This window comes from Hominisplanchenecus murintestinalis, from assembly GCF_943193015.1.
Classification (GTDB): Bacteria; Bacillota; Clostridia; order Lachnospirales; family Lachnospiraceae; genus Hominisplanchenecus_A; species Hominisplanchenecus_A murintestinalis.
In genome coordinates, this window is the sequence record NZ_CALPCM010000002.1 from 22,480 (window position 1) to 47,757 (window position 25,278).

Below are 25,278 nucleotides of genomic sequence, written 5' to 3' on the forward strand. Positions count from 1 at the left end.
AGAAATTGCCCAAGCCTACTGCCTGTCTCAAAAGTCTGCCGAAGCGATTCTCGCCACCGACAGCTATACCGGCTCTATATTGACATTCCCCGTCTGCCATGCTACTTTATGAATACCAACAGATTTGAGGAGGCTCCCACGGAGTCCTGATTGGTTATCACTCAAAAACCACATACAGAAAGGAAACGACCATGACAAAACAGGAATTTCAAAATCTCGTAAGCCGGGGACCTCTGATTTTGGACGGCGCTACCGGCTCTAATCTTATGAAAGCCGGGATGCCTAAAGGTGTCTGCACAGAACAATGGATACTGGAACATCCCGCGGCGCTGACCAAACTTCAGCAAGAATATGTAGACGCAGGTTCACAGATTATCTATGCCCCTACCTTTGCCGCCAACAGGATTTCCCTGAAGGAGCACGGACTGGAGGACGAGATGATATCCATGATTTCCCGGCTGGTAAGTCTCTCAAAATCCTGTGCAAAAGAACGGTGTTACGTCGCAGGCGACCTGACTACTACCGGAAAGACCGACATTCCCTATGAAGAACTTTACAATGTATACCAGGAACAGATTTCCTGCCTGGCAGATGCAGGCGCAGACCTCCTGGTGGCAGAAACCATGATGACGTTAGATGAAACTATGGCCGCTGTGGAAGCAGCACATGCAGTCTGCGGTTTACCTATTCTCTGTTCATTAACAATTGAATCTGACGGAAGCCTGTTCTTTGGAGGAAACATTTTCGAAACGGCTGTCACCCTGCAGGAAATCGGCGCAGACGCTGTGGGTATCAACTGCTCCTCAGGGCCGGATCAGTTCGAATCCATCATTTCTTCTTTAAAAGACAGCCTGACGGTTCCCGTCATTGCTAAGCCAAATGCCGGAATGCCCACTATTGATGAAAAGGGCGAGGCTCATTACAGCATGGACGCTCCGGAGTTTGCCCGTCATATGAAACGGCTGGTAGAGTTAGGGGCGGATATTGTCGGAGGATGCTGCGGCACCACGCCGGAATTTATACGGGAACTCGTAAAGATATTGAAGAAAACTCCTTGATAAGAAACAAGAGGAAAACAGCTATATGAATACATGGCTGTTTTCCTCTTTCTTTTTCAAAATATAAATATTAAGCACTTTTGATTCCCGAAATTTTATTTCAGAAGATTCAGAATCTCTGCTTTCGATACAGCGCCCACTGCTTTCTTTACCACTGCTCCATCTTTAAATACCATTAAAGTAGGGATGGACATAATCCTGTATTCCGCCGCCAGCTCCGACTGCTCATCTATATTCACCTTACCAACCTTCGCATCCTTCAGTTCCTTTGCAATCTCCTCAATAATCGGCGCGACCATTTTGCATGGCCCGCACCAGTCTGCCCAGAAATCCACCAAAACCGGAATCTTAGACTCCAGCACCTCTTTTTTAAAATTGTCATTCCTCAATTCCATTGCCATAAGAACTTTCTCCTTTTCATAAAAAATGCGTGAAACTTTTTCTATTTACAAAGTTCCACGCATTCTTTTGTCTTATTCATCTAAATTTATTTAATCCGCGCGCATTCCGTCGAATCCCCATCACAGACGTTACCTCTACAGTTAACTCGGCCCAGGCTGCCTCGCGGCACACAGAAGATTCTGCTTAGTGCTGCTGCATTCCTGCCCTGACACGGTTCACAGAGTTCTGTTGCGCAAGACCCAGACGTCAACGCCACTTATAAAGGGCAGCTCCGCAATGAAAGACCCTCTGTTCTGCATCACCCCTGCTGTAGCGGATTGCAGGTACAGGGCACCGCTAACTCCCCGGCTGCGCGGAAATGTTATGACATATCCAGGACACATGATTTCATGTGCTTTCTTACTATAACCCGAATCGGAATATTTGTCAATTCTCACTTTTTTTATTATGTAGAAAACTTTTGTAACAGTTCAGCCCAGGACTTTGCACTTGCTGCAAGTCCGTGAGAATGCGTAAATTCAGCCGGAGAATCCAGCCCTTTGCGAACAGCAAACTTTAAATGGGCTGGATTCCGTAACAGTGAAGCCGCAGGCTGAACTGTTACAAACTTTTTTGCAGGATTATGGCATTTCCATCTTCTGCTCTTAATTCTTTCACACCTTCCCCATTCTCAAATAAATACCTATACTTTTTTGCATAAATATTTACTTTTCGTATCAAAGAAAACGAACAGGAACTGCTTTATTTACTAAAATTTAATCCGCAGGCCGCAACGCTTCTTCTCTCTGTCAGCGTCAGCGGCAAAACCACCTTATAAGGCAGCTTTCCGGGAGCTTCCATACGCTCCTCCAAAAGCCTCACCGCCTCTTTCCCCATACTCTCCAGATGGGCATTGACACTCGTCAGAGGCGGGTCAATCAGTATAGACAGCGGGGTATCGTTAAAGCTTATGATAGAAATGTCCTCGGGAATCCTGATTCCAACCTCACGGAATACGCTCATTGCCGTGATAGCCGTCCCTTCGTTATATGCTATGAATGCCGTAGGCCGCTCTTCGCCTGATTTCATCCACTTTTCTACCTGCCCGCGCGTTTCCTCAATCGTCAGCATAGTATCAATCATCCAGCGCTCGTCATAACGTCCTGTTTTTGTCATATATTCTTTAAAATACTGCCTCCGCACTTCCAGTGCAGGACGTTTTTTCTGATCCAGTTTATATGTAGGCCCCAAAAATCCTATTCTGTGATGCCCATGCCGCATCAGGTACTCCAGCGCCTGCTCCACGCCCAGCCTGAAATTCAGCACCACCGAATCAAACTGCTCCTCCTCAGGTGAAGAGTCTACAAATACAATCGACTTAGTAATACCGGCCATCTGTGTAATCTGGTTCTCTGAAAAAATCCCTATCGCCAATATCCCATCCAGCAATTCATTTTCCAGCGCCTGATAGTTCCCTTCGCTTTCTGCCAGATAGGAAACCCTATACCCTTGCTCCATACATGCACGCACCACATAATTTTTCAGATACAGATAATAAGGATCCGCCAGCTTTTCCCGCTGGGACATCATCTCTGCAATCGCAATATGCCGCAAATGCTGTTTCGCTGCATATTTAGGTTTTGTCCGCACATAATTCAGCTCATCTGCCGCTTCCAGTATCTTCGCCCGCGTACTATCTGTTACTTTCATCGCCGGGTCATTATTCAAAACCCGCGAAATCGTCGCTACCGAAAATCCGGTTCGCTTCGCTAAATCTCTAATAGTAGCCATTCTTGTTCCCCCGCCTTGCTTTTACTAAACACTAATTTATTATACTGGTTATAAATATAATTGGCAAGGATAATTTTCAGGCGGACGAAATTGTGCCTGCTCTATTTCTTCTTGCCTGCGCCTGCCGGAACTGTTACAATGATTTCATCGGCAGAAACGTTCTAAAATGTCCCGCGGACAGACGCCGGATGCAGGCGCATCGCCTGCTGCCCGCAAAAATTAAATACATATAGGGGGAAATAAGGATGAGTGTTAAAATTATCGTAGATTCTGCATGTGATATCACACAGGAAAAAGCAAAAGAAATGAATATCGACGTCCTTCCATTAAAGACCATGTTTGGCGATGAGGAATTCCTGGACGGCGTTACGCTAAATCACCAGGAATTTTTTGAAAAACTGATTGAAACGGGAATCATGCCGACGACCAGCCAGCTAACGCCTTATGAATATGGAGAAAAATTCAAAGAAATAAAAGAAGCCGGGGATACTGCCGTATGCATTACGATTTCTTCTAAGCTTTCCGGCTGTTACCAGAGCGCCTGCGTGGCGGCGGCAGATTATGAGGATTGCATCACCGTTGTAGACAGCCAGAATGTATCTCTCGGAGAGCAGGTTCTTGTAGAATACGCCCAAAAGCTGCGCAGCCTTGGGAAGTCTGCCCCGGAAATTGCGGCGGATTTGGAAGAGAAAAAGGGCAGTCTACGGTTGATTGCCCTGCTGAATACTCTGGAATATCTGAAAAAGGGAGGACGTATTTCTTCTGCCGCCGCCCTGGCCGGCACTCTGCTTTCCATTAAACCGGTAATTGCCGTTGAACATGGAGAGGTTGCCATTCTGGGGAAGGCCAGGGGCTCGAAAAATGGAAACAACCTGCTGACAGAGTACGTAAAACAGTCCGGCGCTATTGACTTTACTATGCCTTACCGCCTGGCTTACAGCGGTTTGTCAGACTCTACGCTGCAGAAATATCTCGCAGACAATATTCAGCTTTACCACGGCCAGACAGCGCAGCCTCCTGTGACTACCATCGGAAGCGCGATTGGCACCCATGTCGGACCGGGGGCGATTGCTGCTGCTTTCTTCGCCAAATAGCAGCTATAGCAGTCAGGAAGGCGCAGCATTCCAGCACCAGCGCTGCGCCTCCAAAGCAGAGGCTTTCATAAAAGGCTTTCATATACGCCGCCTCAGGCACGCGTTTTTCCATCTCAAGCAGAAAAGAAACCGCCTGTCTCTTTTCCTCCCACAGCCCAGACCAGAACGCAAAGTCTGACCAGGTGGATGGAAGCATATCCGCAGGAATCTGCACCTGGGAAGCCACTCCCCATATCGTTCCCAGAACCCCTCCCCAGAAACATAGCTTCCAGAAAATCTTTTCTCCGGCTCCGCGCGCTTCCCTCACATTTCTCCGCACATAAGCTAGCAAAGCTGCCGCGGCTGACACTGGGAACAGAAGAAAAACGAACCTGGCAATGCCGTACAGCAGCCCCCATTCTTCCAAATCCCCACCGATTCCATAACGGCTTTCAAGAATTTCTTTCTGTTCTTCCAGACGCTTTTCCCCTGCCGCCATTGTAAGAGTATCAAAAGCCGCCGTTTCCGATGCTTCCTGTACCACCATTACGCCTTTTGCTTCTTCCAGTACCCCCCGGACTTCATACTCCGCATTCCCCAATACCAAAATCTGTCCGGCACAATCTCCTTCTCCAAGTAGTTCTGTGACAATATCACGGGAAATCAAACATCCTTTCCTATCCTCCTGCGACAAGGCGTTTCCTCCCCAAAACAGCAGCTCCACATTCCCTGCCGCCCGCACCAGGCGCACTGCCGTCCCCCGTCCCGAAAGCTTTGCCTCCACGTCCGCCCTGCCCTCCTCTGTCCAGAATACCGGACAAAGCGGCTCCTCTTCTTCCTGCATCTTCTTTAGCAGCTCCCGGGCATCCCTTGCCGGAACCTGTTCTCGGCAGACAAAAGAAACTTTTTCTGCCGCTTTCCCCAGGCTCCCCAGCGTATGGATTCCTCTCCAGAAACAAAACAGGCACAGCGCGCACAGAATACCTGTCAGAAAAATATATTTCAGGCCATTCTCCTTTTGCAAGGCAGGCAAGGCAATCATACCCTCTGCCCTTTGCCGCTTCATTCTTCTTCCAGGCGGATTCTGCCGCCCGGCTCTACACTTCTGTCCGAACTTTGCACAAGTTTCTGCTCAGGTGTCAGATCCCCTTCTTGAATCGCTGCATATTTTTCATTCTTATCCAGTACCGTGACATCCACCCGGCGGGCTGTCATTTCTGTCCCCAGCACTGTCTGGCTTTCCTCCGCCACCAATACATACGCCTGCTGGCTGTCGTAGTGCAGCGTTTCCAGCGGGACGCAGCTTCTGGAGCTGCCTGCTTTCCGGCTTACCTCCAGGGTCGCCGCCTGCCCCATGCTCAGGGTATCCGCCGGAAGATTCACCGTCACGTCCAGCTGCTCCTGATTCTCCTCATTCATCTGAACGGAGGCGATTTCTAACCCTTCGATTTTTTTATCGTCTCCCCCGATGAGCGTGGCTGCGTCCTTCCTGGCGATGTACTTTTCCTGTTCCTTGGGAACCTGCGCTACAAACTTACATCCCGACGACAAATCCGCCAGAAGAATTGCTGTGCCGTCCGGCGTCCGGTCGCCCGTGGTCAATGCTATTTTCGTAATTACGCCACGGATGGGTGCCATGATTTTTCCCTGTGCTTTTTCAAGCTTCTGAAGCTTTGAAAGCGCCAGCTCTTTCTGCTCCATCTCAATCTCTCCCAGCCTTGCGGTGCTGTCCTGGGCATCCGCCACAGAAGCGCCTGCCACCGCATTTCCCGCACTGCGCAGACTGCTTTCACGGGAAGCCTGCGCATCCTCATACGCTGCCTGTTTATCTCTGACAGCCTGCTCCAGCTGCCCCTTCTCCGACTCCCTCTGTTCTTTGCGCTGTGCAGCCCCATTCTGATACTCTTTCAGCGCTTCCTCTGCATCCTGCATTTCTTTTTCTGCCGCGTCTGTTTTTTCTTTCGCCGTGTCCAAGACATCCTGATACCTGCTTTTCAGTTCATTTTCTATCTGCCCGGCTGTCGGGACGGCAGTCTCCTTCGTTTCCGTTTCTCCCGTCTCTGTACTCCCCGCCGCTTTTACCTTCTCCTCTGCAATTGCATCTTCCAGCTCTTTTTCTAACGCCTGCAGTTCCTTTTTTGCCGCGTCCCAAGCTTCCTTCTTTTCTTTTACTTTTCTTTTTAATTCTGCCGCCTGCTTTTCAGAAGAAGGTTTCTTATATTCCTCCAAAGCCTTTTTTGCTTCCTCCAGCTCCTGTCTGGCCCTTTCTACCGCCCGGTCTCCCTGGCTCTGGGCGTCCGCGTAGTCAGACGACGCCCTCTGCTGCTCCAGCGCCTTCCGCTCTGCCTCTACCGCTTTCGAACTTAAGCTGTCCTGTGTCTGGAGCTTCTGCTTCTCAATCTCCTGCTCCATGTTCAGAATCTGTTCCCTGAGCTCTTCCATATCTATTTCAAACAGAAGCTCCCCTTCTTCCACCTGCTGCCCTTCATTTACATAGATTGCCTTCACCCGCTGGTTTGCCTCGGTAGTCACTGCCTGTTCCCGGTTTTCCTCTACCTTGCCCTGCGCCGTGACCTTATGTACAATGGAAAGGCTCTGTATCGTAGTCGTGGTTACCCTTGGAATCCCCGCGCTGTCTGCCGCCCTGGACAGAAGGGTAAACAATATCATTAAAGCCAGAAATCCCCCCAGCATCTGGATTATTTTTTTCTTCATATAGACCTCCTATTCCTTCACCGCGCCTGCCATGATTCCCTGCTCCAGATAATCCTGCCCTCCTAAAAACACAAAAAATGCCGGTATCAGCATGGATACGGAAGCCGCAAATGCCAGCCCCGCCCTTGATAAATCAATGTTTGGCAAAAACAGAGACATCGGCCAGAGGGATTTATCTTTCAAGAATGCCAGCGGCTGCTCAATCAGGTTCCAGTACTCCAAAAATCCCAGTACTAGGGCAGATATCACTCCCGCGGAACCTATAGGCAGCCCCACATGCAGAAAAACCTTCAGATGTCCCGCCCCGTCAATCTTCGCCGATTCGATAATGGCATCCGGCACACCGCAGAAGAAGCGGTACATAATAAAGACCGGAAAGGTAGAAAATACCGTCGGAAGGATTACGGAAAGCGGGTGGTCCAAAAGCCGCATTCCGTCAAGCACCAGATATTCCGAGAGCATCAGCACCTGGAACGGCATCATCATCAAAATAATATAAACCGTAAAGAAAATCTTTTTCCCCGGAAAACGGTATTTTGCAAATCCCCAGGCCGCCGGAACCCCTACAAGAAGCTGCCCTGCGAGAATCGCCAGCGTCATTTTTACCGAATTCCAGAACATCACAAACGCTTCCGGCGTATCAAGCAGCAGCCGCACCCACTCCCTGAGCGTAGGATATGCCGGAAGCAAAGACCACCGGATAAAGCCTGTTCCCCCCGACAGCACCGGGGACAGGTTCGCTTTCAGCTCATCTCTTCCCATCAGAGAGCCTGCCAGCAGGAACAGGATTGGATAACACGCGGCAAAAGCAGGAAGCGCCAGAAATCCGATGACCAAAAGCTTTCTTATAGAAAATCGTTTTTTCATAGATACCCCTCAATCCCTTCTCAACCTGCCCCGTCCCCGGACTCCCACACTCGTTTAAGAAGCAGAATCAGCATGAAAATAGCAAGTCCGTTTATCACTGCTGCAGCCGCCATTTTGTCCAAATCTAAATCCAAAAACCAGTTGTTGAATAAGTGCTGCATCAGATATATGCTTTCGTGAGGATAATTCCCTGCCACCAGGTACGCTTCCCTGAATACTTTAAAGGAATTCAACAGGGAAAGTACACTGATGGTAAACAGGGAGGGAAGCAGGTTCGGCAGGGTAATGCTGATAAAGCATTTCCACTCCCCCGCGCCGTCTACCCGCGCCGCCTCATATATGTTTTCCGAGATCCCTGAAAGCCCCGCAATCCAGAGCACGATATCATACCCCAGGTTCTTCCAGATATAGCTAAATACCAGAATCCAGAAAGCATAGCCTGAATTCATCCAGTCCTGCCCCTGTATCCCAAGCTGATGCAGCAGCCCGTTCAAGAGCCCCTGCGGCTGGAACAGAAACCTCCACAACAGCACCACCGAGGCTGCCGGAATCGCCATAGGCACCAGAAACGCGCTCTTTAACATACTTCCCGTTTTCCCCATCCTGTGCAGGAATACCGCCAGGAACAGAGAGAATACCAAAAGAATCGGGATGCACACAAGCGTAAACCGTATTGTATTTTTCCCTGCCAACAGAAATGCGGGGTTTGAAAAAATCGCCTGATAGTTGGCAAATCCCGTCCACTTCCCGCTGACAGCCTCCGAAAAGGAACGGCGCACCACGTCCAGCAGCGGAACCAGCAGGAAAATCCCTGTGCCCAGGAGGCTGGGCAGGACAAACAGCAGCCCCGCCAAGTCTCCCCTTTTGTATGTTCTTTTCCCAAGCTTCATCGCATCATCGTCCTATTCTGCCAGATACAGATTGACCTTCTGTACAAGCGCCGCGACAGCGTCCTCCACACTGCACTCGTCTTTCATATATTTTACCGCCTGCTCTATGACAGCCTCCTTGATGACGTCATCCATAAGTGTCGGCGTGTCCAGAGATTCTATCTTTTCACGCAGAGAATCGAAATCTGCTTTCTTTGGCCACGAAACCGTCAGCTCAACCATCTCCCCTGTCTCCTGATTGCTGTGGCAGATAGACATCTCCGGCATATCTTTCATATCTATGGTTGCCGCGTCAAAGGCTTTCCTGTTTATTGGGAATCCTCCGCCCTGGTCCAGTTTCTGAGCCTCTGTACGGAACACATAGCTGACAAACTTCTTTGCATCCTCTGCCATAGCGCTTTTGCTGCTGACGCCAAAAATTGTCTGCGGACAGTAGACCTTCTGTCCCGCCAAGTTCCACAGGGCATATCCCTGGTTTAACTTGTTATTGACCGCCAGCATCTGGTTAAATCCTGAAACAGAGCTCAAGACTCCTGAAGCCGCTTTGAGGCTTCCCCCCAAAACATTCATACTGTCCATATCTACCCCGCCCCATATACTGGTTCCCGTAGTATTTATCGTATAAACCATGCTCTCTTCTACTTCTTTCGGATATTTCCCGGTGCCGCTGATTCTCTTTAGCTGCGTATAGAACTCTTTTACATTTTCCTGATTCAGAGTGCCGTCCCCGTTCAGCAGGGCTGGCGAATAGGACTGGTAGAATTTCTCCGCAGTCAGCTCTGGAGACGCCGTATTCACAATCGCTTCCACATCCTTATCTTCTTTTCTCAGCTCCTCCACTTTATCTGCAAACGCACCGATATCGGCAGCAGTCTTTACGAGTTCCTCATTTCCTGCTATGGCCGGTATGCTGAAACGCGAAGGAATTCCATAAAGGCCGCTTTCGCTCCGGTAAGTTTCCGCAATATTTTCAAAGCAGCCGTCACCCGCTTTCAGTTCGTCCAGCACATCTGACAAATCAGCAAGCAGCCCCTTTTCCATATAGGATGCGATCGGCAGTCCGTCCAGTACCAGAATATCCGGGCCTTTGCCTGCCATAATATCGGCATTCAGCGTCTTAAGCGCGTCAGACACCGTAGTCCCGTCCTCTCCGCTGATTCCTGTCTGGAAATTTATATAATAATCCGCATTTTCCTTTTGGAAAAGTGAGATTGCCTGGCGTATATCCGTATTGTCGCGCAGGGAATACAGCTTCAGCTCCTTACTGGGCTTGCTGGGAGTATCCTCCGACCAGCTATATTTCAGAAGCTTACTGCTCCCGATTCCCCCGGTCTGGTTCGCCAATACCAAAAACTTTCCGTCCTCCAATGCCGCCATCGCTGCCAGTCCGATATCCGGACTGCCCAGGGAATTCAGGTTTCCGTCTACAATCTGCTCATTCACAGAACCGCCTGAAATATGGCGGAAGATTCCCTCTCTGGTACAATAATAAAAACAGTTATCCTCAATCCCGTCTGTAAACAGTATCTGTTTTCCTGATGTCGTGTAGATTTCTACACCCCCGGCCTGCTTTACCGCATCAAGCAGCGCCTGGTCCTGGGGCGCGGGTTCACCTGTCGCCATATCGTAAAGCGCCGTATTCCCCCCTACGCTGGCAACCACCATATCCCCGGCAATCCCAAAACCGCTTACGTCCGATAAAAACTCTTCAAGCTCCCCCGTTGACGGATGAATCTTATATAGCTTGCTGTTATAATCATTTCCGAACAGCGTCCCGTCCGGCGCATACGCTATACCTGAAAATCCATTTGCCATATCCATATCAGATTCCCCGAAAGATGCTTCTTCTCCTTCTTCCGGCTCTGTATCTGCGCCTTCACTCTCGGCTCCTGCCTTCGAGCCCGCATCTGCTCCTTCACTCCCGGATTCTGTCTCCAGCTCTACATCTACTGCGCCGGTATTCTCTGCCACAACGCTGCCCGCTGTCTGGAAGTCTCTGTCCAGTTCCCCCAGTTCCAGGTTTACCTCCTGAAACTGAACCTGGTCTGTCATATAAAAGCAGCTCTGCTTCTCTCCTTTATATCCAACTATAAAAGCTTCACCCGAAGGTGACAGGGAGGCGTCCATCAGGTAAATATCTTCTCCGTCTCCATTGCCTGTAAATTCCCCTTTCTCCTCCCAGGTAGCTCCGCCGTCCGACGAATCCCAGACCTTGTAGGCCATCTCCATATTGCACCCCAGAACACGCATCTTTCCGTCCTGGAGCTGTGTGATATCCAGCGCCGCCTCCATTCCTTCCGGCAAAGGCACTTCCTCCTCCAGATACCTGCCCATAGCCTGCCCTCCGGATGTACCGCTGCTTTCCCCCGGACTGCTGCCTTTCCCGGAGCAGCCTCCGAGAGCCGTTACTGCCAGCACTGCCGCCAATGAAAAGGGCAGCGCTTTTCTTCTGATTTTTTTCATATGCATCCTCCTCGCTTTAAAATTAAAACTCCTGCGCCGCCGTTCTGCATTTTTCGCGGCTGCGCTTTTGTCTTCTGCGTCTACAATACCATACGTTTCTCTATTTTTTCTCTAAAATAAGAAAGACACAAAAGATTCACGTTTCCACTGCGGGAGGTACGGATTTTTAGAGATTCTTTAGAGATTCTTTAGAGATTCTTGTGATATAGTATACTTTAAAGAAGAAAGGACTGATTCACTTGAGGATTTTGATAATAGAAGATAATGAAGAGCTTTGCCATTCTCTTGCTTTTCAGTTGAAAGCAGAGGGTTTTGAGACAGACGTGTGCTGCGACGGTGAGGATGGGCTTCATTTCATAAAGCAGAAAGCCCACGACCTGATTCTCCTGGATCGGATGCTCCCCCGGATGGACGGGCTGACTGTGCTTCATACAGTACGGCGGCTGAGTATCCCTACCCCCATTATCCTGATTACGGCGCTGGGCGAGCTTAACGACCGCATCGCCGGGCTGGACTGCGGCGCGGATGATTATATCGTAAAGCCTTTTGCCTTTCCGGAGCTCATGGCAAGAATCCGCTGCATTCTCCGACGGCCAAGGCAATGGGAAAACAGCCAGGGTCTGCGCTTCGGGGATGTGGCCTACGACCCTGCCCTCCGGAAAATGACCTGCCAACATACAGAATGCTCCCTGTCCAGACGCGAAGGAGAACTCCTTGAACTTTTTCTCCGAAATGGCGCGCAAATCCTCCCCCGGAATACCATACTTACCCGCGTATGGGGGCCTGACGCTGCTGTAGAGGACGGCAACCTGGATAATTACATCCATTTTCTGCGCCGGAGGCTGAGAAGCCTGGGCAGCCGCCTTTCCCTGCGGACGATACGCAGCGTGGGCTACTGTCTGGAAGATCCGGGCTTACCGTCGCAGCTTCTATAATACTGCCACAGCCAGGAGGACTTTATGTTTCGGAAACTTCATTTACAGATGACAATCTTCTGTGCACTGATTACCAGCCTGATTTTAACAGGTTTTTCCTGTATCTGCCTTTCTATTTCAGAACAGGGCGCAGAGCAGAACAGCTACATCGTTTTTCAGAACAATATCAGTTCCATGCTCAGCCACCTGGAAAGCCAGACCACGATTTCCCACCAATGGCTTCTTCAGATGAAAGCCTCCAGTAACCTTGACATTTTTCTTTATGATAATGGCCAGCCCCTTCATTTTAACACGATGGAACATGCTTCTGCTTTAGATAACGTACTGGAGCAGGCTATCCAAACAGCGCGGGAATCCCACGGACTGAACCTTAACGCCGATAGCAGCCAGACTATCCTGACACAGCATACGGAATTCTCTATGAAAGGTTCTAACGGAAAAGACTATTATATTTCCGCCGCCCTTCTTCCCCGGAGCGGCGGTGTACTGTCCGCCGTGTTTTTGCACTGTCTGGATGCCGAACATGCGGCGTTTTTCCGTCAGCGTATGTTGTTTTTTTCGATTGATCTGGCCGCCATCCTCCTGCTCTCCGTTTTTTCCTGGTTCTTCACGGGACGTATCATCCGTCCTCTGCGAGAAAGCCGGAAGCGGCAGATGCAGTTCATTGCTTCTGCCTCCCACGAGCTGCGCTCACCCCTGACCGTGATCCTGAGCAGCCTCTCTGCCATGAAAATCGCAAAAAAAGAAGAGGCCGAAGCCTTTTCCCATGTTATCCAGTCGGAAGGCGAGCGCATGTCCCGTCTCATCGGAGATATGCTTACCCTTGCAGGCGCTGACAACGGCTCCTGGAGCATCCAGCCTGCCCCTGTAGAGCTGGATACGCTCCTGCTCCAGTCCTACGAAAAATTTGAAACAGTAGCTGCCCAAAAAGGAATGCAGCTCCGGATAGAGCTTCCCGATACTGCACTCCCCCCTTACGTATGTGACGGAGAACGGATTGCCCAGGTTCTTTCTATTCTTCTGGATAATGCCATGAGCTACACGCCCCAGGGCGGGCATATTCTTCTCTCCCTCTCGAAAGAAGGAAACCGCTGGATGCTGCGCGTGCAAGACAATGGCCCCGGCATCCCGCAGGAAGCCAGGGCTCAGATTTTTGAACGCTTTTACCGGGCGGAAAAATCCCGCAAAGACAAAGAGCACTTCGGACTTGGACTTTGCATCGCCCAGGAAATCGTACGGCTCCACAGGGGACGGCTGTACCTGGACGATACCCCCGGCGGCGGCGCTACTTTCGTAGTGAGTTTGCCGGCAAACCTTACTCCCGGAACATATTCACAATGCATCCGGTAATCAGCTTTTTAAACAGCGGCGCCACTCTGTCCGCTGTTTCCTGCACTTCTGCGTGGGACAGCGGCTGCTCCTGCATTCCGCATCCCATATTTGAAATACAGGATATCCCGCAAATTTTCATGCCCATATGGTTCGCTGCAATTGCTTCACATGCAGTACTCATACCTACTGCATCGCCTCCCAGGATACGGCACATTTTCACTTCATGGGGCGTCTCAAAATTCGGTCCGGTAAGCTGCACATACACGCCCTCTTTTATAGAAATTCCCAGTTCCTTTGCCGTTTCCCGAATTATCCCCTGTAAGTCTTTGTCGTAAATTTCACTCATATCACAGAACCTCGGTCCCAGTTCATCAATATTCGGCCCAATCAGGGGCGACGGCACAAAGTTTGCAATCTGGTCGGTAATCATCATAAAATCCCCGACGGAAAAATCGGGATTCAAACCGCCCGCTGCATTTGTAAGAAACAAAAGTTCTGCCCCCATCATCTTCATCAGACGGATGGGAAGTACAACATCCGTTATGGGATATCCCTCATAGTAATGAACCCTTCCCTGCATAATAACAACCGGCACATCACCCACATACCCAAATAGGAACCTTCCTTTGTGCCCCGGCACAGTAGATACCGGAAAGCCCTCAATATCGTGATAGTCCAAAGTGCTCTCGACTTGTATACTCTCCCCGTAGTCTCCGAGCCCCGAACCCAGTATCAGCGCTGCCCGGGGCTTAAAATCAATCTTTTCACGAACGCTTTCATAACATTTCACTAGCTTTTCATACACTTCATTCATTTTACTATCCTCCCGATTTATCTTTAATCCCACAGCCTCTAAATGTAATACATATCTTTCGCATCCTCTTTATAAGCAAGATATGTTTCCGCCATATCCGCAAGGCTTATTCCTCTGAACAGCCTGTCCAGCTCTTTATTCACTTTATCAATCAGCATCGTCTGGATAACTGCAGGAATTCCCCCAAATCCCGCTTCGCTTTCCATTTCCTCATCTTCAATCAGATAACTCCCATCCAATGCCTCCAGGATTTCCGCCGCCAGGATATCCTCCGGCTTTTTCGCCAGGAAATATCCTCCCTGGGAACCTTTGACGCTTTTCACCAGCCCTTTCTTCCGCAGCGCGGCAAATACCTGCTCCAGATACTGAAGTGAAATATGGTTCCGCTCAGCAATCAGATTCAGCGGCACCCGTTCCTCTTTTGAATTTACCGCCAAATCAATCAATGCCCGCAGGCCGTATCTGCATTTCTTTGAAAAATCCAAATAAATCCCTCCTTTTCCTCCTTCCTTTCGCGCGGCACTTCATCATAATTACAGTATAGCAAAAGATAAAAACGAATACAATTTTTTCTTAAATTTTTATTCCTGCATACAAAATAAGGCGTAAAGCCCTGCCAGGACTCTACACCTATATTTCATTATCCTCAAAGCTCCAGCTCAATTTTCCTGCCGGTCCTCCGGTACTGATAGTACTCCACTCCTGCCGCCTTTAGCATACGTTTCGAAGCACGCACCGACGGTGTGTCCGCATACTTATCGCAATCATACACCACCGTTCGGATTCCTGCCTGTATAATTGCTTTCGCACATTCATTACACGGAAACAGGGAAACGTACAATTTCGCCCCTTCCAGGCTCCCTCCCCGATAATTCAGGATTGCGTTCAGTTCGCTGTGGGTTGTATAAAAATATTTATTGTCAATATCTTCTCCTATCTTACTCCACGGAAACTCCTCGTCAGAACATCCGATAGGAAACCCATTGTATCCCACGGAAAGTATCTTATTATCCGCCCCCACGATACACGCCCCCACCTGAGTGCTGGGATCTTTCGAACGCATAGCAGACAGCATAGCTACCCCCATAAAATACTCATCCCAGGATATATAACCCTCTCTTTTGTCACTCATCGGTTATTTCTCCTTCTTATTTTGTCCCGAAAATACGGTCGCCCGCATCTCCCAGTCCCGGCACAATATAACCGTGGTCATTTAGATGCTCATCCAGAGCGCCAATATAGACATCCACGTCAGGGTGCGCCTCCTGCATCCGTTTCACACCTTCAGGCGCTGCGATAATACACATAAAACGGATATTTTTGACGCCTTTATTTTTTAACATCCTAATTGCTTCCACTGCCGAACCGCCTGTAGCCAGCATCGGATCAACGACAAATACTTCCCTCTCCGAAGAATCCGCCGGCAGCTTGCAATAATACTCTACAGGTTCCAGTGTCTCAGGGTCACGGTAAAGCCCAATATGTCCCACCTTCGCTGCCGGAATCATCTGAAGCATCCCATCCACCATGCCAAGCCCGGCACGCAGGATCGGTACAACCGCCAGCTTCTTCCCCCTCAGTTCTTTCACCCGGGTAGTACAGATTGGCGTCTCAATCTCTACATCCTGCAGCTTCAGGTTCCTGGTCGCTTCGTAGCACATCAGCATGGCAATCTCACTGATCATCTGCCGAAAATCCTTAGAACCTACTTCTTTTCTTCTGATAATTCCTATTTTATGCTGAATCAATGGATGATCCATTACGGTTACTCTCGACATTCTTTTTCCTCCGTTCCTTAACTTCATTAACTATTCATCAATTCCTGCTCATTCAGCAGTACCACCAGTTTGGAAACCAGCTTTTCCAGTGTCTCATAACATTCTCCATAATCTGCCAGCGCTCCGCCCAGCGGATTAATGATATCCTCTTTGCACCCTACATATTCCGTAAGCAGATATACATTTTCCACATGGGAATGTTCCTCACATACCTTTCGTTTCAATATCTGATCCATCACCAAAATCAGTGTGCGCTCCTTAAAGTCCGCATCGTCAAGCTGCGTCGCCTCATGCGTCTTCATGGTAATCCCATGACTCATCATCACCGCTTCTGCTTTCTGGTTTACGGGTTCCGGAAAAAGCACCACTCTTCCGCGGGACTCAATCTCCAAATCTTCCAGTAAAAACTTTCCTTTCATAATAAACTTTGCCATGGGGCCCCGGCAAGTGTCGCCATTGCTCACAAAAATCAGCTTATCATACTGTTTCATAGCTTTACGCTCCTTACACCTTGCATATCTGATGCCCCGCCGCTTTCATCAAACGATTCATGATAGCTTGTCCCATCTTCGGGGTATCAAATGACTCTGAGTATATCTTCGTCACTGCCAGACCGTCAAACTCTCTGAGAATCCCATACAAATGTTTTGAAATTGTCAGCTCATCGCGGACGCTTCCGATGGATTTCACAATCCCGCCACGGTAACATGCCGCTGTCTCGTCTGTGCTTATGACTCCGATTTCCTCCCCTTTTTCTTCCCCTTGTGCAATCAGTTTATTAATCTTATCCACTACCGCAGCAGATTTCCCCTCAATTATCACCAGCTGCGCCTTCGGTGCGTAGTGCCTGTATTTCATCCCCGGCGCTTTCGGCCGGATGCCGCTGTTTTCAGCAATCAGTCCCCGATCCATCTCCACCGGGCCGATAACTCTGTCAAGCATATCCTGATTGATATATCCCGGCCGGAGTATCACCGGAGTTTCCCCACTCAGATCCACAATCGTAGACTCCAAACCAATCTCCACGCTCCCGCCGTCAATAATCATATCAATCCTTCCCCTCAAGTCCTCCGCTACATGCGCAGCTGTTGTAGGACTCGGCCTTCCGGAAGTATTTGCACTGGGTGCGGCAATATAGCCTCCTCCCTGCCGTATCAGCTCTCTGGCTATTTCATGCGCCGGCATCCGCACTGCCACCGTATCCAGACCGCCCGTCGTGCCGTATGGGACTCTCGGATTTTTGCGGAAAATCATCGTAAGAGGCCCTGGCCAAAAGGCTTCTGCCAGCCTCCGGGCATCTTCCGGCACCTTCTCCACAATCCCTTCCAGCGCTTCTATATCCGCAATGTGCACAATCAGCGGATTATCCGACGGTCTCCCTTTTGCCGCATAGATTTGCGCCGCTGCTGCCTCGTCCAGCGCGTTGGCCCCCAGTCCATACACCGTCTCTGTCGGAAATGCCACCAAACCGCCGCTTTTAAGTATCTCCCCAGCCCGGGCAATCCCTTCCGGACAGATTCCGGCTGTCATGTTTTCAATGATTGTATTCATAACATACGCCTCTTCTTTAATCACCCTGTGATTTGTTTACAAGTATACCACCTTACGGCTAAAAGGGCAATCTTTGAGGGATTTTTTTATATTTCAAACGGAAAATCCGTGCCAGGGATTCATCCACCCGGGCTTCTTTCAGCGTCCCGTCTTTCACTGCTTCCAGCACTCCCTGATACGCTTCCTCAAAGTTTTCCGGCATCAGCAGCATGTCCGCTCCTGCCTCCAGCGCTTTAATGCTGGCCTCCGCTGAAGTATACTTCTGGGTAATTGCTCCCATATTCAGGGCGTCTGTGATTGCCACGCCTTCAAACCCCAGATATGCCCGCAGCACCTCCGTCACCCAGAAGTAAGAAAATGTTGCCGGAATATCTTCGTCCGACGCCTTCGGCGTACAGATATGCCCAATCATCACCTGATCTGCCCCTGCTTCTATTCCCGCCTTAAACGGCACCAAATCTTTTTTGTCCATTTCCTGTATCGTTTCTGAAACGCTGGCAATCTCATCATGGCTGTCTTTCGAAGTCCCGCCATGTCCCGGAAAATGCTTTAGCGTCGCGCTTACGCCGTGCTCCTGCAGTCCCTTTACCGCTTCCGCCGTCATCTGGGCTACCAGCTCCGGATCGCTTCCGAATGACCTCTTCTCCACTACCGTATTGTCACTGTTCCACCACACATCCGCTACCGGGGCAAAGTCCACGTCAATCCCGAAATCGCTCAGATATTCTCCCAGAACCGACCCCGCCTCATAAGCCTTTGACACGTCTTTTCCTTTTCCTACATCTGCCATATCTTCCACATCCGGCACGTCAAAGTCCTCATGGTTCCCAATCCGCGCCACTGTGCCTCCCTCTTCGTCGATTCCGATTAATAGAGGAAGCCCTGTCCGTTCTCTGCTGTAGCTGTGAAGGTTGGATACCATCGTTTTCAATTCCTCCGGTTCCGACAGGTTCTGCTCCATCAGCACGATCCCGCCCACCGGCATTTTTTCATACGCCTGACGTGTGGCAGTTCCGGCCCTGGTAACCTGGTCATATCCGGTAAGCGCTTCCGGCGTTACCATAAAAAGCTGCGCCACTTTATCTTCCAGCGGCATCCAGTCTATCAAAGCCTGTATTTCCTTTTCGGCGCCATCTTCACTTTCAGATTCCGTTTCTGTCTCTGTTTCTGTCTCTGTTTCTTTCTTTGTTTCCTTCTCTCTTTCAGTTTCCGCCTTTGTCTCCGTCTGGGATTCCTTTTGGGGTTCTGTCTCTGTCTCTTTCACAGTTTCTGTCCCGCTTTTACTTTCTGTCTGCGGTTCCTCTTTTTTTCCTGCCCCGCGCAGCCACATAACCGCTGCTACGGTAATCACCACCGCCAGCACTGCCAGAAGGCCAATGCATACTTTTACCGCAGCTTTCCTGAATATCTTTTCCCTGCGCCTCCGCGTATAAATATCTGTTCCTCTTTTTTTTCTGACCGTCTTTCTTCCTCTCATCCCGTACTTCCTCATTTCCAAATGGTATCTTGCACGCTATGCCGCGCCTGATTCTATATTATACCCCTTCCAAATCATCCGCAAGTATCACCTTACGGCGCTTTCTATAACAGGCACCTCCGCGTTTGCCGGAAAACTCCTTACATCCCGGCCGCGCCCCCTTTCAGGTACCCCTGAATTCCTTCACACACAGCCTCCGCTACCTTTTGCTGATACTCCTCTGTCACCAGCTTTCCTGCTTCTTCATGATTTGAAAGAAAACCACACTCTACGATAACAGTGGGAATTTTTGTCCTTTTGAGCAGATAATACGTATCATTTGCTTTCATTTCCCTGGGGCGTTCCACCGAAAGTCCGGTATTCAGCGATTCCTGTATGTACCCCGCCAGCGCCTCCGCCTCCGCGGAATTTTTATAATAAAATACCTGCGGTCCTTTTACAGACTCCTGATGGTAACTATTCTGATGAATGCTTACCGTAAGCGCCGCGTTTGCCCCATCTATAATGTCGCACCGTTTCCGCATATCGTCCTGTTTCTTGTTCACTGCATCTGCGGCGTAAAGTCCGTTTTCATCCTCCCTTGTCATCACTACGGCAAATCCTTTGCTCTCCAGCAGCTCCTTAAGCTTCTTCGCAACCGCCAGGTTTACATCCTTTTCCCGCTCTCCATTGACGCCCACTTTCCCAGGGTCATCTCCTCCGTGACCGGGATCCACAACCACCGTCCGGCCTGCATCCTGCGCGCGCTGCGACGCCGCCTGCTTCACTCCTCCAGTGGCAAGCAGCAGAGCCGCCGCCAGCAGCATGATTCCCATAACTGTCTCCATCTTCTTTTCCCGCATATCGTTTCTCCCAAAAGCTGTTACCTTAGTATATGCGGTTTTCCGTTATTTCAGATGTTAAAATTATGGATATAAAGGATATTTCATACATGCTTTTAAAACATCTTCTGCAACAGGACAGCCACAGTATGCCTTCTGCACACTGCGGCTGTCCATGAAAGAAGTTTTGCACATTAGCTTACATATTTGTAGAGGACATCCCAAATGGACGACCGCTCAAATCCCAGCTTCCAGGCAGCTATTCCTCCAAGATTGTATTCCTTTACCAGTTTCGCCTTCTCCTCCAGCGACTTCTCATTCTCCAGCCATATCTGGTATTTACTTCCGTCGGAAGCCTCCAGTTCCGCATAGTCCTGGGAAGTCTCCTGGCTCCAGTTGGCAGTGACGCCATTATCCGAAAGCCACTGCTCCGCCGTATCCATTCCAAACGCTTCACTCGTCACACCGCCCTGGGCATCTGTATTCCACAGTCTTGTATAAAAAGGAACTCCGCTGATAATCTTCTCTGCCGGAACCTCTTTCAGCGTTTCCTGAATTCCATTTCTTTCAAAAGACAGAGATGCTACTGTCCCGGCTTTCTCCGAACCTGCATAATGCTCATCATATCCCATGATAATTACATAATCTGCCACGATGCCCTGCTCTTTCCTGTTATAATGCATCGTATAAGGCATCGGCACAGGATTATCTATAGACAGCACAATTCCATTTTTACGGCATTTCACGGAAATCTCACGGATAAACTGGATATACCCATCTGCCGCTTCTTCCGGGATTGCCTCAAAATCAATATTAATCCCATCCAGGCTATACTGTACTGCGGCAGCTACAAGCTGGTTGGCCAGCTTTTCCCTGGACGCGCTTGATGCCAGCACGGTCTTTGTATCAATAGCCTCATTAAAATTATCCACCAAAGCCCATACTTCTAATCCCTGTGCATGTGCGTTTGTTACATAAGTCTCACTCACCAGGGACGAAATCTCTCCATCATTGCTGATAATCGAAAACCAGGTAGGTGAAATTACATTTACGCCTTTCATCCCGGCAATATCATTCAGCAGGCTGTCATTTGACTCCATGCTTGTTATCTGATGCCATACCAGGTTAATCTTATGATTCCGCCGGATGCTGGTGTATACAGGCTCCTCAAATTCCCTGCTCGCTGTTTCCTGATAGCTTTCACCCAGCTTACTGTTACGCACATAGCCTATGTACCCATCCTCAGTCATCACTTTCGTCCAGTCATCCAGTTTCTCCAGCACTGCCAGCTTCATGCCCTTTATTCCATTCGTAAGAATCGGGCTCTTAATCCCGCCCTGATATCTGACTGCCTCATCTTTTTTCAAATCAGCGTATTCCCTCTCGCCCCATTGGTTCGTAATAATCAGCCTCTCCGGATTCTCCTTCCTGGAAAACTCTATATTGGTATACTGCTGAACAAATGCAGCTGCAATATATGCCTGGTTCCCATTCACTTTTACAATAGGATATCCCGCATCCTGCGTCGTCCCGGACAATGTGTAGCTGCTCCCGCCTGCCGGAATATTGATAATATCCGTAGGCGTAGTATAGACCATCAAATTTGCACTGGAATCCCAGTAGAATCTGTCATTCAAATATTCCTTAACTGCCTGATAATCCAGGTAGGGCGTTCCATTATCCAGAATCCCCTTATAGTGAACCAGCTCATCCTGAATGATCAAAGCCAGACCACTCCCCTCCTGCACGCCAAAATATTCTGCTGAAGGCATGACTTCATCCGAGGGCGTATATCGTTCCACAATCTTGCTTATGATGCCAATTGCCGCGACAATCACAATCAGTACGACTGCCGCAAGTATCGGCACTGCCTTTTTTTTCATCCATTGTACCTCCAAACCCTTTTTTGTATCGCAGCAATTTAATTATAACACACTTTCCGCCGGATAATGACTTATTTCGACATTTTTTCTGTTCTTACTTCACATTTCCATATGAGATAAAACAGATGTTCTTTTGTTCCTGGGTGACTGTAAAGGGGACTGCCTTCCGGAAACTCTTATTTTATGTCTTTTACAAAATCAAACCCGATTCCCCATATTTCATTGGAGTCGTTGCTGATATAATCCCTCATATAGCATCTGTCTTCTCTGATTGTACATGTCCGGGCGATCTCCTCCGGGCTGCTGGGAGACCCATTCAGCAAAAGCCGGATACCTTCTTTCTTATACTGCTGCAACTCCTTACACAACTGCTGTGCTTTGACCTTGTTCTTATCTTTTATTCCATTGTCACATCCCTTCCTGCGCCTTTCCGATATTTCTTTGTATGCCAAAATCCCTGCACAGAATCATTGGCAGGCCGCCAGCCTGTTGTGTAAACTGGCTGCAAATGTGATATATTACCTTCGGTCCGGCTTTTTATATGATTGTATGGCCGGCCGGCAGCCAAATACCAGGATATCTCCGGTCTCTCTGCCCGCCTTATCAGAGAAAACGAAAAAAATGCGTCGTGTAAATTCAGGGTTAGGTGCAATGAATGATTGCTTGAAACTCATAGAATGTATCGCGAAGAACTCGCTTGAACTTTTAGTTGCCGGTTATTTAACTCGTTTCGTTTTCTCTTATTGTTTATTATATATAATAAGATAATAAAATGCAAGCCCTTTTTACTTCTTTTCATCCGACTAATTCCTATAAGCTCCGCAATCTGATTGCGCTGCGGCACGCCGGAATATGCAAACTTTTGATTGACTTCCGGTTATTTTTATTTGATAATGGTGAAAAGAAGGGAGCGCTGTCATGAGCAAACTGGAGATAAATAAACAAAAAAAGAGAGATGCTCTTTTAAATACCGCTTTTGAGCTCTTTGTCTCAAAGGGTATCCAAAAGACATCTATTTCGGATATTGTAGAACATGCCGGAGTAGCCAAAGGAACTTTTTACCTTTATTTTACCGACAAATATGATTTACGAAACAAGCTGATTTCCCACAAGGCAAATCAGCTCTTTCAGGCAGCCTACCTGTCCATGCGTCAGGAAAAGCCGGAAAGTTTCGAAGATCAGGTTATCTTTCTTTGCAGCCACATCATTGACTGCCTGGAAGCTGCTCCCTCCCTCCTTATATTAATTTCCAAACATTTAAGCTGGGGGATTTTCAAAACTGCCATAGCAAAACCTGACCCGTCTTCCGAGAAAAACGTATATGAAATTTATACACAGATTATCACGGAATCCGGCCAGGCGCTAAAACAGCCGGAAATCATGATATATATGATTGCGGAGCTAATCAGCGGAAGTATTTACAATCCCATCCTTTACCGCCAGCCTGTTCCGCTTTCCGAAATCAAGCCTTATATCTTTGCCACAGTCCGTGAAATTGTCAGAAAGCACCTTGCCTAGAGCGTGTTTGAAGCTTGTGCGGCTCACTCATCAACAGGCCGCCAGGCTTTTCCAAACTTTATATCTTTAAACAGCGCAGCCAGACCCGTAATTTGTTTTAGGCGCAGAATTTCATCTTTGTCCATGCCCAGATGTTTTGATATCCAGGCATCCGAACGGCCCAGCTCATGCAGTTCTTTTACGATATTACTCATCAAATCCACATCATGGCTTCCCCTGGCGCGGTTATGCCGGATTGTACTGGCCATTCTCTGGTCAATCGATTTGTTTATGACAGAAACCGGCAGCATCCCGTTTTCCCTCTCATAAATATCTTCATGCTCCATCATAATGCGGTAGCGGTGGAATCCGTCTACTATAATATAGGTATCGTTTTCTTTATTGTAATAACACACAATCGGCATCGTATACCCGTCCGCCTTAATACTCTCATAAAGCAGCCTCATCTCCGGCGGCGCCACGCTGTTTGGGTTATAGTCATTTGGCTTTATCTTATGCACCGGAACCGGAATCACATGATAAACAGGACTCTTACGCTCCATAATCCATCCTCTCTATACTTCTGTACTTACATCGGATTAAATCTATACGCCTCTGCTGTTCCCTGGTCACTCCAAATCCCATAAAACGGCAAATATGATCATTTTTTAAAATGCAGTAACACATTCTTTTCCAACTGGGAATATCCTTCGTCGACTTAATGTCGTCCGTGTCATCAGGAATTTTCTCAAGGAATACAACGCGTGACTTTTTATTTAGCGTATAGTTTGACACACCATTACGCCGTATTTTATAACCATGTTCCTCCAGTTCCTGAATGCACTCTTCATCCAATCCGCCTCCTGTCTTATGCCAGAAATTAATAGAAGAATTAAATTTCCGCGCATAATTATTCCGAAGCCTGACCGGAAGCGTGTCCAGCAAAAACATTGTATAAGACTTCCAGGTATGCCCCTCAGGAAGAGTAATATTACGGTATCCCATCGCCTTTGTCCGCCCATAAATGTTGGCAAAGTTGGCCCCCCGTACCCGTCCTACGAGCTTTACCCATATTTCCGGGTCAATCACACGGTACAAATTCAGGGAATCTTTTGAATAGTCATTAAAAGGAGATGCTACACGCATCTGAGAGACTTTCAGCCCGGCCATATGATAAAGGTCATAGAGCCGATTATAATCATAATTAAATACATAATTGGCATGCCAGATGTCCTCAGATCTCCAGTCAAAGAGCGGCGACGCGCACCACACATCTTTAAATTGCCTGCTAATCCAGCATTCCCCTTTATATCCATATTTTTTATTTAAAAATCCACTGTATCTCTGCAGAGATTCATCTGCGCGCATCCCCAGGAGGCACACCGTTTTCTTGTTCCCATGAGACAGCCGATACCAGCGTCCAAACTGTTTCGCCAAATCCTCCTGATGCATCCGGTAGCGGTATGTTGACATCGGATTATTTTCCAGATTGATAACATACTCCTTCTTAGGCATATCCCGGACCCATATCTCTTTCTTCTTGTCATCCCAGGGATACCAGTACATCTCATAACTGCTGAGAGCCGTCCGCGTCGCCATGGGCAGACACACCCAAAACGGCTCTACGTCATCTTTTATTCTCTCGAAAGTACGCTCTACGTACTCCGATGTCTTTGTATACTGCGCTTCAAAGTCCTGATGAAATACTCCAATCTTCCTTTCCGGATAGTACTTTTTCTGAAAGTCCAGCACAAGATTCAAAAGCAGGCCGCTGTCCTTTCCTCCGGAAAAAGACAGGTAAATATTTTCAAATTCCTCGAAAAGAAAACGCAGACGTTCCTGCAGCGCCTGATATACATCCTGCTCTAAATATTCTCTCTTCATATGCATTCACCTGTATAAAAAAGCATCGCCATCACAATCTCAAGATGGCTCTTAATCTGCTGCAACAA

Annotated in this window: 24 protein-coding genes and 1 other RNA gene; 5 read left to right on the forward strand and 20 right to left on the reverse strand. The window is 48.6% G+C overall.

The annotated features are described in order from the left end of the window. Positions 1-191 precede the first annotated feature (191 nt). The gene (locus NFR99_RS01275; protein WP_120480830.1) at positions 192-1,058 is read left to right on the forward strand and encodes a homocysteine S-methyltransferase family protein; all 867 of its coding nucleotides are present in this window, start codon (positions 192-194) and stop codon (positions 1,056-1,058) included. Positions 1,059-1,153: 95 nt separating this feature from the next. Here the strand turns inward: NFR99_RS01275 and trxA are convergent, their stop codons facing one another. The 3 genes from trxA to NFR99_RS01290 all read right to left on the reverse strand — a co-directional run bounded on the left by trxA (position 1,154) and on the right by NFR99_RS01290 (position 3,230). After that, entirely contained in the window at positions 1,154-1,459 is a 306-nt protein-coding gene (gene trxA / locus NFR99_RS01280) for a thioredoxin (protein WP_251352324.1), read from the reverse strand. 95 nt (positions 1,460-1,554) lie between these two features. Further along, an RNA gene (gene ffs, locus NFR99_RS01285) (signal recognition particle sRNA large type) lies at positions 1,555-1,816 on the reverse strand. Between the two features lie 385 nt (positions 1,817-2,201). Further along, positions 2,202-3,230 carry a LacI family DNA-binding transcriptional regulator gene (locus tag NFR99_RS01290; protein WP_120480832.1) on the reverse strand — a complete coding sequence of 343 codons (1,029 nt, stop codon included), beginning with the start codon at positions 3,228-3,230 and terminating at the stop codon, positions 2,202-2,204. A 245-nt stretch (positions 3,231-3,475) separates the two neighbouring features. Between NFR99_RS01290 and NFR99_RS01295 the strand changes: the two genes are divergently transcribed. After that, positions 3,476-4,324 carry a DegV family protein gene (locus NFR99_RS01295; protein ID WP_120480833.1) on the forward strand — a complete coding sequence of 283 codons (849 nt, stop codon included), beginning with the start codon at positions 3,476-3,478 and terminating at the stop codon, positions 4,322-4,324. On the opposite strand, the gene NFR99_RS01300 is transcribed toward NFR99_RS01295, so the two are convergent. Genes NFR99_RS01300 through NFR99_RS01320 form a run of 5 tightly spaced genes read right to left on the reverse strand, consistent with a single transcriptional unit; the run spans position 4,254 to position 11,238 of the window. Next, on the reverse strand, positions 4,254-5,369 hold the full coding sequence (locus tag NFR99_RS01300) for an ABC transporter permease (protein WP_251352326.1): 1,116 nt from the start codon (positions 5,367-5,369) through the stop codon (positions 4,254-4,256). The genes NFR99_RS01295 and NFR99_RS01300 overlap by 71 nt on opposite strands. Then, positions 5,366-7,018, reverse strand: a complete 1,653-nt coding sequence (locus NFR99_RS01305; protein WP_251352328.1) for a biotin/lipoyl-binding protein — start codon at positions 7,016-7,018, stop codon at positions 5,366-5,368. Before NFR99_RS01305 ends, NFR99_RS01300 begins: the two co-directional genes overlap by 4 nt. 9 nt (positions 7,019-7,027) lie before the next feature. Beyond that, positions 7,028-7,885 carry a carbohydrate ABC transporter permease gene (locus NFR99_RS01310; protein WP_251352330.1) on the reverse strand — a complete coding sequence of 286 codons (858 nt, stop codon included), beginning with the start codon at positions 7,883-7,885 and terminating at the stop codon, positions 7,028-7,030. A gap of 20 nt (positions 7,886-7,905) precedes the next feature. After that, on the reverse strand, positions 7,906-8,775 hold the full coding sequence (locus tag NFR99_RS01315) for a carbohydrate ABC transporter permease (protein WP_251352332.1): 870 nt from the start codon (positions 8,773-8,775) through the stop codon (positions 7,906-7,908). Positions 8,776-8,787: 12 nt separating this feature from the next. Further along, the gene (locus tag NFR99_RS01320; protein ID WP_168354740.1) at positions 8,788-11,238 is read right to left on the reverse strand and encodes an extracellular solute-binding protein; all 2,451 of its coding nucleotides are present in this window, start codon (positions 11,236-11,238) and stop codon (positions 8,788-8,790) included. A gap of 239 nt (positions 11,239-11,477) precedes the next feature. On the opposite strand from NFR99_RS01320, the gene NFR99_RS01325 reads away from it, so the two are divergent. Then, positions 11,478-12,173: a response regulator transcription factor gene (locus NFR99_RS01325; RefSeq protein WP_135975279.1), complete on the forward strand. Its 696-nt coding sequence runs from the start codon at positions 11,478-11,480 to the stop codon at positions 12,171-12,173. A gap of 24 nt (positions 12,174-12,197) precedes the next feature. Next, entirely contained in the window at positions 12,198-13,523 is a 1,326-nt protein-coding gene (locus tag NFR99_RS01330) for a sensor histidine kinase (RefSeq protein WP_120480840.1), read from the forward strand. On the opposite strand, the gene NFR99_RS01335 is transcribed toward NFR99_RS01330, so the two are convergent. The 10 genes from NFR99_RS01335 to NFR99_RS01380 all read right to left on the reverse strand — a co-directional run bounded on the left by NFR99_RS01335 (position 13,489) and on the right by NFR99_RS01380 (position 22,281). Then, positions 13,489-14,319 (reverse strand): purine-nucleoside phosphorylase, encoded by an 831-nt coding sequence (locus NFR99_RS01335; protein ID WP_251352334.1) that lies wholly within the window; start codon positions 14,317-14,319, stop codon positions 13,489-13,491. The two genes, NFR99_RS01330 and NFR99_RS01335, sit on opposite strands and share 35 nt — an antisense overlap. Positions 14,320-14,357: 38 nt before the next feature. Next, positions 14,358-14,804 (reverse strand): RrF2 family transcriptional regulator, encoded by a 447-nt coding sequence (locus tag NFR99_RS01340; protein ID WP_251352336.1) that lies wholly within the window; start codon positions 14,802-14,804, stop codon positions 14,358-14,360. A gap of 161 nt (positions 14,805-14,965) precedes the next feature. Then, the gene (locus NFR99_RS01345) at positions 14,966-15,451 is read right to left on the reverse strand and encodes a deoxycytidylate deaminase (protein ID WP_120480843.1); all 486 of its coding nucleotides are present in this window, start codon (positions 15,449-15,451) and stop codon (positions 14,966-14,968) included. Between the two features lie 16 nt (positions 15,452-15,467). Further along, positions 15,468-16,097, reverse strand: a complete 630-nt coding sequence (upp, locus tag NFR99_RS01350; protein WP_120480844.1) for a uracil phosphoribosyltransferase — start codon at positions 16,095-16,097, stop codon at positions 15,468-15,470. A gap of 26 nt (positions 16,098-16,123) precedes the next feature. Next, positions 16,124-16,588, reverse strand: a complete 465-nt coding sequence (locus NFR99_RS01355; protein ID WP_120480845.1) for an arsenate reductase/protein-tyrosine-phosphatase family protein — start codon at positions 16,586-16,588, stop codon at positions 16,124-16,126. 13 nt (positions 16,589-16,601) lie between these two features. Continuing rightward, a complete protein-coding gene (locus NFR99_RS01360) occupies positions 16,602-17,648 on the reverse strand; it encodes an L-threonylcarbamoyladenylate synthase (RefSeq protein WP_120480846.1) in 1,047 nt (348 codons plus the stop codon). Between the two features lie 58 nt (positions 17,649-17,706). Continuing rightward, positions 17,707-19,125 carry a glycoside hydrolase family 3 protein gene (locus NFR99_RS01365; protein ID WP_168354739.1) on the reverse strand — a complete coding sequence of 473 codons (1,419 nt, stop codon included), beginning with the start codon at positions 19,123-19,125 and terminating at the stop codon, positions 17,707-17,709. A 140-nt stretch (positions 19,126-19,265) separates the two neighbouring features. Beyond that, on the reverse strand, positions 19,266-19,967 hold the full coding sequence (locus NFR99_RS01370) for an N-acetylmuramoyl-L-alanine amidase (protein WP_120480848.1): 702 nt from the start codon (positions 19,965-19,967) through the stop codon (positions 19,266-19,268). 173 nt (positions 19,968-20,140) lie between these two features. Continuing rightward, the gene (locus NFR99_RS01375; RefSeq protein ID WP_120480849.1) at positions 20,141-21,829 is read right to left on the reverse strand and encodes a glycosyl hydrolase family 18 protein; all 1,689 of its coding nucleotides are present in this window, start codon (positions 21,827-21,829) and stop codon (positions 20,141-20,143) included. A 176-nt stretch (positions 21,830-22,005) separates the two neighbouring features. Further along, complete coding sequence (locus NFR99_RS01380; protein ID WP_120480850.1) at positions 22,006-22,281, reverse strand: hypothetical protein; 276 nt, start codon at positions 22,279-22,281, stop codon at positions 22,006-22,008. A gap of 466 nt (positions 22,282-22,747) precedes the next feature. On the opposite strand from NFR99_RS01380, the gene NFR99_RS01385 reads away from it, so the two are divergent. Then, positions 22,748-23,347, forward strand: coding sequence for a TetR/AcrR family transcriptional regulator (locus NFR99_RS01385; protein WP_120480851.1), 600 nt, complete (start codon positions 22,748-22,750; stop codon positions 23,345-23,347). A gap of 23 nt (positions 23,348-23,370) precedes the next feature. Here the strand turns inward: NFR99_RS01385 and NFR99_RS01390 are convergent, their stop codons facing one another. Both NFR99_RS01390 and NFR99_RS01395 read right to left on the reverse strand, forming a co-directional pair. Further along, complete coding sequence (locus NFR99_RS01390; protein WP_120480852.1) at positions 23,371-23,889, reverse strand: IbrB-like domain-containing protein; 519 nt, start codon at positions 23,887-23,889, stop codon at positions 23,371-23,373. Next, positions 23,879-25,210, reverse strand: coding sequence for a phosphoadenosine phosphosulfate reductase (locus NFR99_RS01395; RefSeq protein WP_251352338.1), 1,332 nt, complete (start codon positions 25,208-25,210; stop codon positions 23,879-23,881). Before NFR99_RS01395 ends, NFR99_RS01390 begins: the two co-directional genes overlap by 11 nt. Positions 25,211-25,278 lie beyond the last annotated feature (68 nt).